The sequence below is a fragment of the Mycobacterium heidelbergense genome, from assembly GCF_050205645.1.
GTDB classification, from domain to species: Bacteria; Actinomycetota; Actinomycetes; order Mycobacteriales; family Mycobacteriaceae; genus Mycobacterium; species Mycobacterium heidelbergense_A.
The window spans coordinates 1-543 of sequence record NZ_JBNMQT010000064.1; the positions used below are offsets into that span (position 1 = coordinate 1).

The window sequence follows — 543 nt, forward strand, 5'->3', positions numbered from 1 at the left end:
TCACTGGGCGGGTTATCGGTGCCGGCAACCTGGACGGCCGGGGGCGCCGGCACGGAATCGGCCAGTACCGCGCGGGCGGTCACCCCGGTGGCCGCCTCGGGCGGCGGCGGCACCTCGGCGGCGGCGGCCCCAGCCACCGCCTCCGGCGGCTCAGGAATGTATGGCGGCACGCCGATGGCCGCGGGCATGCACGGCCGCGGCAGCGACGCTGACGGCACACCGCGATATGGAAAACCCGTCAAAGTGCTCCGCCGACGCTGATGCCGCATTCGTCACAGCAGGGGAAAAAATTGAGGGAAAATTGCTTGCGCCGACCGTTGCCGGGCGTGAGAACAGGCCAATAGACTGGCCACACAGCAACGCTGAAATATAAATCACCCACGCTTTAAGGAGAGCTTAATTATGGCCACTCGATTTATGACTGACCCGCACGCGATGCGGGCTATGGCGGGCCGCTTTGAGATGCACGCTCAGACGGTGGCCGATGAGGCGCGCAAGATGTGGGCGTCCTCGCAGAACATCGCCGGTGCCGGCTGGAGTGGG

General features: G+C 66.1%; 2 protein-coding genes. Both read left to right on the forward strand.

Annotated elements, in window-relative coordinates; all coding sequences use genetic code 11:
• Positions 1-18 precede the first annotated feature (18 nt).
• Positions 19-261 (forward strand): hypothetical protein, encoded by a 243-nt coding sequence (locus ACQI5H_RS24595; protein WP_427081895.1) that lies wholly within the window; start codon positions 19-21, stop codon positions 259-261.
• A gap of 141 nt (positions 262-402) precedes the next feature.
• Positions 403-543: WXG100 family type VII secretion target (locus ACQI5H_RS24600; protein ID WP_427081896.1), on the forward strand; the 141-nt coding region annotated here is incomplete at its 3' end.